The following is a 6,933-nucleotide window of genomic DNA, read 5'->3' on the forward strand; positions in this document are numbered from 1 at the left end:
CGAGGGAGCAGACCATCGTTGCCGCGCCGACCGGGCTCACACGTGGATCGGAGCCGTTTTCGAGCCGCCTGGGCGGACATCGGCCGCCGCGTGGAGTCTCATTCTCCCGCCTGCGGCGCCGCCCTGCCCGTTACGGCTCGACCGCGAAGCGGAGGCGGCCGGTGGGTTTGAGGGTCTTGGCGTCGAAGGTGCGGATTTCGGTGGTGCCCCCCACATCCAGGGTGACCGCCAGGCGGTCAGCGGCGGTGCCGGTGGAGACGATGCGGGCACCCTTCGGGAGCATGGCGGTGAGGTCCGGGCCAGAAGCTGTGCTTCCATCGCCGCGGAAAAGGCGATAGCCGATGGCGACTAAGAGCACTGCGATCGCGACCGAGGTGGTCACGCCCGCGATCATCATCATGCGCCGCAGCCGCGCCATCAGCTGGGCCTGCTCGGGCGAGGACGGCTCGGGCGCAACGGTAGAGTTCATGGACATCTCGACTTCACAATCCCACGGTCTGATGACGGTCATTGTCGCCGGCGACGAAGGCTCGCCGCGGCTCGATCGCGTGCTCGCGAGCAAATTGCCGGAGCTGTCGCGGTCCCGGCTGAAGGCGCTGATCCTGGCCGGACAGGTGTCGCTCCGCGCTGAAGCGGTGCGGGACCCCGCTTATCACGTCGCAGCCGGCGACACGATCACAATCGACGTGCCCGAAGCCGTCCCGGCCGAGCCCGCCGCCGAGGCGATCCCGCTCACAATCGTCTACGAGGACGACGACATCATCGTCATCGACAAGCCCGCGGGCCTGGTGGTGCATCCCGCCGCCGGGCATGAGAGCGGCACCCTGGTGAACGCGCTGATCGCGCATTGCGGCGCCAGTCTTTCCGGGATCGGCGGGGTCAAGCGGCCGGGCATCGTGCACCGGCTGGACAAGGACACCACGGGGCTGATGGTGGTCGCCAAGAACGACCACGCCCACGCCTCCTTGAGCGCGCAGTTCGCCGACCACGGCCGCACCGGCGCGATGGAGCGCGGCTATCTCGCCTTTGCCTGGGGCCTGCCGCACCGGCCGCATGGCACCATCAATGCGCCGATCGACCGGCATCCGCATGCGCGCGACAAGATGGCGGTGCGCCCGCGGGGGCGCGAGGCCATCACCCATTACGAGGTGCAGGAGAGCTTTGTTGGCCGCGACGGCAAGCCGGTGGCGTCGCTGATCGCCTGCCATCTCGAGACCGGGCGCACCCACCAGATCCGCGTGCATCTCGCCCATCTCGGGCACCCGCTGATGGGCGACGCGGTCTACGGTCCGCACTTCAAGACCAAGGCGAACCAGCTCGCGCCGGGAGCGCGGGCGGCACTCGAATCGTTGGGGCGGCAGGCGCTGCATGCGTATCTATTGGTAATTGAGCACCCGCGCACCGGAGAAATTATGCGCTGGGAATCGGAGCTCCCGGAGGATCTTTCTCTTTTGGCGGAGGCCTTGCGAGCGGCGCTATGACGCAGGCCGTTCAGAAAAATACAAGTATGTCAAAAACTTAATGCGGCCACACGGGGTCGTGACCCCCGGAATCCTTCCACGGGGGACGAATTTTGGTGTATGTTGCGCCTGCGTCGAATGGTCGACGCATGGAACGTCGCAAACCGGCCGGCTTTAACCAAGCGACCGCTTTGCCTGGCCCGCCGCTATCGGGGGCCTGAACCAACTGGAGGGCGCTCGATGGCCCGTACAGCTACACTGCCGGTTCTCAATGGAGAATCCGGACTTGCTCGCTACCTCTCCGAGATCCGCAAGTTCCCGATGCTGGAACCGCAGGAGGAGTACATGCTCGCCAAGCGTTGGCGCGAGCATGACGACAGCGACGCAGCACATAAACTCGTGACCAGCCACCTCAGGCTCGTGGCCAAGATCGCCATGGGCTATCGCGGCTACGGCCTGCCGATATCCGAAGTCGTGTCGGAAGGCAATGTCGGCCTGATGCAGGCGGTGAAGAGGTTCGAGCCCGAGAAGGGTTTTCGCCTCGCCACATACGCCATGTGGTGGATCAAGGCGTCGATACAAGAGTACATCCTGCGTTCGTGGTCGCTCGTGAAGATGGGCACCACCGCGAACCAGAAGAAGCTGTTCTTCAACCTGCGCAAGGCCAAGAGCAAGATCTCGGCGCTGGATGAAGGCGATCTGCATCCGGATCAGGTCAAGCTGATCGCGAAGCGCCTCGGCGTGACCGATCAGGACGTGGTCGACATGAACCGCCGCCTCGGCGGCGACGCCTCGCTGAACGCGCCGATCCGCGACGACGGCGAAGCGGGCGAATGGCAGGACTGGCTGGTCGATACCTCGCCCAACCAGGAAGCCATCATGGCCGAGCACGAGGAGTACGACCACCGCAGGCAGGCGCTGAACGGCGCGATCGGCGTGCTCAACGCTCGGGAGCGCCGCATCTTCGAGGCGCGGCGCCTGGCCGACGAGCCGATGACGCTCGAGGACCTGGCCGCCGAGTTCGGCGTGTCGCGCGAGCGCGTCCGCCAGATCGAGGTGCGCGCGTTCGAGAAGGTGCAGTCCGCCGTCAAGGGCGCCATCGCCAAGCAGGAGGCGGCGGCGCTGGAGGCCGCGCACTAGCGGCGCGGTCTTGGCTTGAGGTGGTTTTGAAAGCGATCGGGGCCGGCGGAAACGCCGGCTTCTTGTTATGATCAGTCCGGCATGGCGCGGGCGTGCTCGGCGAGCGCACAGCCCTCGCAATAGCGGGCGTCCTTGTAGTCGATCCAGTTGTGCGCATAGATCCGCTCCCGCGGGATGTTGTAGCGCAGCCGGAGCAGCTTCGAGAGAATGCGCCACGCGGCGATCTGGGCTTGCGTCGGGGGCGCAGTGACGTCGGGATAGTTGCCGGCGAACTCAACGCCGATGGAATTGTCGCGCACGACCTTGCGATAGGTGGGGCCGTTGTCGATATAGCGGTTGTCGTTGCGATTGGCGCCGTCGCCATGCAAGGTCACCAGGGTTTCCGGCACCGCCCAATACACCGTGCCGTCGGTTTCCACCCACAGGGTGACGCCGCGCCTCTTGGGGTTCTTGGCCTGCGCCAAGGCCCCCGCCTTCGCCGACCCCGCCGGCCCCTCGGTCTGGTGGACGATGATATTGCTCCAGCGATGCGCCCTCGCCGGATCGCCCCACGGCGCCAGCCAGACGATCTTGAGGCCGGGAAGATCGGGCGTTCCGGATGAGCGGGCGAGCGCGGCGAGGTCGTCGGCCGACGCCGCGTTGGGAAGAAGGAGCAGCGTGAACGCTGCGTGGAGGGAGAACAGGACCGGCCTCATGGCCGGCGAGGATAGCACCGCTCACTCGGCCGCGGCATCCTGCCTTGGGTGGTGCGCGGCGATGGCCTCGATCTGCTCGGGCGCCAAGGCGGGCGTGTCCTGCTCGCCCTGATAGACCGCGAAGGCGTTCTTGCCGTCCCGCTTGGCCGCATACAGCGCCTGGTCCGCCCGCGCCATCACCCGGTCCGGAAACGCGCCGACGTCGCGGGTCCATTCGGCGACCCCGATCGACACCTCGATCGGCACGTCGGCCCCGGCGCAGGCCTCCGCATCGTCGCGGCAGACCTTCAGGATTCGCTGCGCGATCATCGCGCCCTCGCGCAGAGAGGACGACGGCAGCAGAATGCAGAACTCATCGCCACCGGTGCGCGCCAGCATGTCGCCGGGCCTGAGCCGGGTCTGGGCCATCAGCGTGAAATGCTGCAGGCAGGCATCGCCGGCCGCATGGCCGTGATTGTCGTTGATGAGCTTGAAGCCGTCGAGATCGATCACCAGCAGCGCAAACGGCCGCCCCGAGCGCTCGGCACGGGCGCACTCCTCGGTGAGCCGCTGCATCAGATGGCGCCGGTTGGCGACTCCAGTGAGATCATCGAGCAGAGCCAGGTCGGCGACCTCGTTGCGCAGCCGGTCGACGGCCATCAACAGAAAACCGAAGTTGAGCGACATCGACAGGAAGATCAGCACCAGCACCGCCGCCGCCTGGCCGGAGCTCGAATGGCTGAAATTGAAATCGGCGCCGATGAAGGCACCGACGGAGCGGGCCAGGAACACCGCGATGATCAGGATGGACAACAGGCCCGCGAGCCGCGCCCCCGGATTGACCGGACCATGCCGGACGTCCAGCACCAGCCGCGCGATGATCGCCATCGGAACGGCCTGCCCGATCGAGTAGCAGAGGATGCGCAGCGGACCGTGGTCGTAGACGTAGAAGAAGAACGCGATCGAGGCGCAGGTCAGAAAGATCACCAGGCCGCTCAACCGCCAAGAGGCCTTCCGGCCGTAGAAGCGTTCGACGCCCATGGCGGCGAGGCAGATCGCGAAGGTCATCAGGGAGGCGCCGGCGAGCAGCGGGAGGAACGAGCCGAAATAGAACCGTCCGAGCGCGAACAGCGCGGCGGGCGCGCACATGAAGGCGGAGGCCGTCCAGAACCGCGCCGAGTCCAGGTTCGGATAGCTGCGCATCACGTAGGCCCAGATCAGGCCAAGCGCGAGGAAGTTGACCACGAACGCGGTCCACAGCGTCGGAACGTTCAGCATCCCGACTGCAGGACACAGCGAGTCCCGTCCTCAACTTTCACCAACGCCGCACTCATGGCCTTCCCTGTCGTTGGTGGCAACATGAGCGCGGTGCACTTAATGGTTCCTCAATCCGCCGACCAAGATTGCGCCTTGGTTTTGAATCAATGAAGACATCATTTGCCTGGCGTTAACCCTGCCCGCACGGCGCGTGCGAACCGCGCACGCTGGCCTGAATGCAGCGAGCTGTGGATAAGCGTCAGCACGCTGGTGACAGCGAAAGGCAGAGCTTCGCGAATCTGCTGGGATCGACACCCGAGGCTGATGCATAGCTGGCCCGCGCCAGCGAAGGCCTCGAAGTCGCGTTGCAATCCATCAACTCCTGACGAGGATTCCATGGCGAAGAAAGCGAAGAAGGCCGCGAAGGCGACCAAGAAAGCGGCGAAGAAGACCAAAAAGGCTGCCAAGAAGAAGTAGTTGCACTCCCCGGGTGGGAGCGCGGCTTCCACCCGGTCTCTGCTGGTGCCGCCTGCTCCGCTCCCTGACGCCCCCGTCTTCGCGATATCAGAAATGGGATGACCGCTCCGCGCCGTCAAGGCCTCACAGCGGCCACTCTTGTTCTACTCCCCCATTCTCCGCTGCAGCTCCGGCGCGCGCTCGAGCGTCACTTCGGCCTCGCGCAGCACGTCGAGCGGCGCCCACGGCTTGCTCCAGAACTTCGCATTTCCCGGCAGCGGCTGCGATAGCGGCCGGCCTGACGTGACCACGATATTGATGTGCGGATGCCGCGCCCGCGCGATGTGCGCGAGCTCCACCCCGCTCATGCGGCCGGCGAGATTGACGTCGGTCATCAGCAGCACGACGCGGTTGCCGGGCTTGTTCAAGACCAGCTCCGCCGCCTCGGCACTCTCGCACGCGATCACGTCGTACTCGCTCTCCTCAAGCAGAAGCGAGATCATCTCGCGCTGGGTCGGATCGTCCTCCACGATCAGCGCCGTGGCGCGGAACGGCTGCGACTGTCCCATGCAATACCTCCAAAAAACGTGCCTTCCGATCAGCAGTCTGAGTTAAAAACAAAGCCGGCATATGGTTCGGTTCCAATGCGAAAAAGTGACGCAAGATGATCGGGCAATTTGGAACGCGAGCCGGAACCGGCAATCGAGGGGCAGGATGCGACGATGACGACAATCAACAAAGCCGCCGCGATCACGGGCGCAGCGAGCGGCATCGGCCGCGCATTGGCGCTGGAGATGGCCGCGCGCGGCTGTGATCTCGCCATCGCCGATCGCGACGAAGCGGGCCTCGCGAGCGTCGCGGCCGAGCTCGCCACGTCCGGCCGCAAGATCACGATGTACCGCCTCGATGTCAGCGATGCGCCGGCGATCGCGCAATTCGCCGCGGATGCCACGGCGGCCCATCCTGGCCTCAACATCCTCGTCAACAATGCCGGCGTCGCGCTGTTCGGCGCCTTCCATGAGATCGACCAGGCCGAGATCGAGTGGCTGTTCAACATCAACTTCTGGGGCGTCGTGCACGGCAGCCGTGCCTTTCTGCCGCATCTTGCGCGGCAGCCCGAGGCGCACATCGTCAACCTGTCCTCGATCTTCGGTATCATCGCGCCGCCCGGCCAGTCGGCCTACGCGGCGGCGAAGTTCGCGGTGCGCGGATTTTCCGAGAGCCTGCGTCATGAGCTCGCGATGGCCAACAGCCCGGTGAAGCTGTCGGTCGTGCATCCTGGCGGTGTTGCGACGGCGATCGCGCGCAACGCCCGCGCCGGCCACGGCATGACCGACAATGCGCGGCGCGTGCAGGCGATCGAGCGCTTCGAGCGGCTCGCCAAGACCACGCCGCGCGACGCGGCGCTGCGCATCATCCAAGGCATCGAGCGCAACGAGCCGCGCATCCTGATCGGCGGCGATGCGCGCTTCATGGATCTGCTGCAGCGGGTCATGCCCGGCACCTATTGGAAGGTGATGGCGAGGCGGCTGGAAAAGGCGGCTGCGAAGGACAGCGCGAGCTGACCGTCGAGCGAAGGCGGTCTCGCGGCGCATGCTGCGTCCGAGTTGTGTGCATTCGCCGCCCTCCTGGAGATGGAGGGCGCAGGGAGAGCCAGGCCTCGGCTGAGGCCTGCGGCCCGCGTGCAACAAGAAAAGCACGCGGCGGTTACCACAGGTTCAGCCGGACAGACCCGGCCCTCCCTGCGCAATGGGTTGACGCCTTATACGTGGTCTCCCTGGTGCGCCGGGCTTGTTGGCCACCATGCGCGACAACGCGCTTGCGCGCGTTGCGCGGGACACCAGCATCGGGGTGCCGGGACGCCACGATTTCGGCGTGCGCATCGCTCCGTTCGTCGGCGCGGACAAAGCCACGCTGCGGAACTCTACGCCCATCGCATCCAACGG

The 6,933-nt window shown here is 66.0% G+C and carries 8 protein-coding genes; 3 read left to right on the top strand and 5 right to left on the bottom strand.

Annotated elements, in window-relative coordinates; translation table 11 throughout:
- Window positions 1-130 precede the first annotated feature (130 nt).
- A complete protein-coding gene (locus BRAO375_RS18640) occupies window positions 131-469 on the bottom strand; it encodes a hypothetical protein (RefSeq protein ID WP_009029013.1) in 339 nt (112 codons plus the stop codon).
- A gap of 31 nt (window positions 470-500) precedes the next feature.
- Here BRAO375_RS18640 and BRAO375_RS18645 point away from each other — a divergent pair, with 31 nt between their 5' ends.
- Both BRAO375_RS18645 and rpoH read left to right on the top strand, forming a co-directional pair.
- On the top strand, window positions 501-1,481 hold the full coding sequence (locus BRAO375_RS18645; RefSeq protein WP_009029014.1) for an RluA family pseudouridine synthase: 981 nt from the start codon (window positions 501-503) through the stop codon (window positions 1,479-1,481).
- Window positions 1,482-1,700: 219 nt separating this feature from the next.
- The gene (rpoH, locus tag BRAO375_RS18650; RefSeq protein WP_009029015.1) at window positions 1,701-2,600 is read left to right on the top strand and encodes an RNA polymerase sigma factor RpoH; all 900 of its coding nucleotides are present in this window, start codon (window positions 1,701-1,703) and stop codon (window positions 2,598-2,600) included.
- Between the two features lie 71 nt (window positions 2,601-2,671).
- Here rpoH and BRAO375_RS18655 read toward each other — a convergent pair whose 3' ends face one another.
- The 4 genes from BRAO375_RS18655 to BRAO375_RS18670 all read right to left on the bottom strand — a co-directional run bounded on the left by BRAO375_RS18655 (window position 2,672) and on the right by BRAO375_RS18670 (window position 5,556).
- Complete coding sequence (locus tag BRAO375_RS18655) at window positions 2,672-3,295, bottom strand: peptidoglycan recognition protein family protein (RefSeq protein WP_009029016.1); 624 nt, start codon at window positions 3,293-3,295, stop codon at window positions 2,672-2,674.
- A 21-nt stretch (window positions 3,296-3,316) separates the two neighbouring features.
- Window positions 3,317-4,552: a GGDEF domain-containing protein gene (locus BRAO375_RS18660; protein WP_009029017.1), complete on the bottom strand. Its 1,236-nt coding sequence runs from the start codon at window positions 4,550-4,552 to the stop codon at window positions 3,317-3,319.
- Window positions 4,553-4,707: 155 nt separating this feature from the next.
- Entirely contained in the window at window positions 4,708-5,040 is a 333-nt protein-coding gene (locus BRAO375_RS38085; protein WP_175345335.1) for a hypothetical protein, read from the bottom strand.
- A gap of 111 nt (window positions 5,041-5,151) precedes the next feature.
- The gene (locus BRAO375_RS18670; RefSeq protein ID WP_009029018.1) at window positions 5,152-5,556 is read right to left on the bottom strand and encodes a response regulator; all 405 of its coding nucleotides are present in this window, start codon (window positions 5,554-5,556) and stop codon (window positions 5,152-5,154) included.
- 153 nt (window positions 5,557-5,709) lie between these two features.
- On the opposite strand from BRAO375_RS18670, the gene BRAO375_RS18675 reads away from it, so the two are divergent.
- Entirely contained in the window at window positions 5,710-6,552 is an 843-nt protein-coding gene (locus BRAO375_RS18675) for an SDR family NAD(P)-dependent oxidoreductase (protein WP_009029019.1), read from the top strand.
- The last annotated feature ends 381 nt before the right edge of the window (window positions 6,553-6,933 follow it).

The sequence above is a fragment of the Bradyrhizobium sp. ORS 375 genome (assembly GCF_000239775.1).
GTDB lineage: Bacteria > Pseudomonadota > Alphaproteobacteria > Rhizobiales > Xanthobacteraceae > Bradyrhizobium.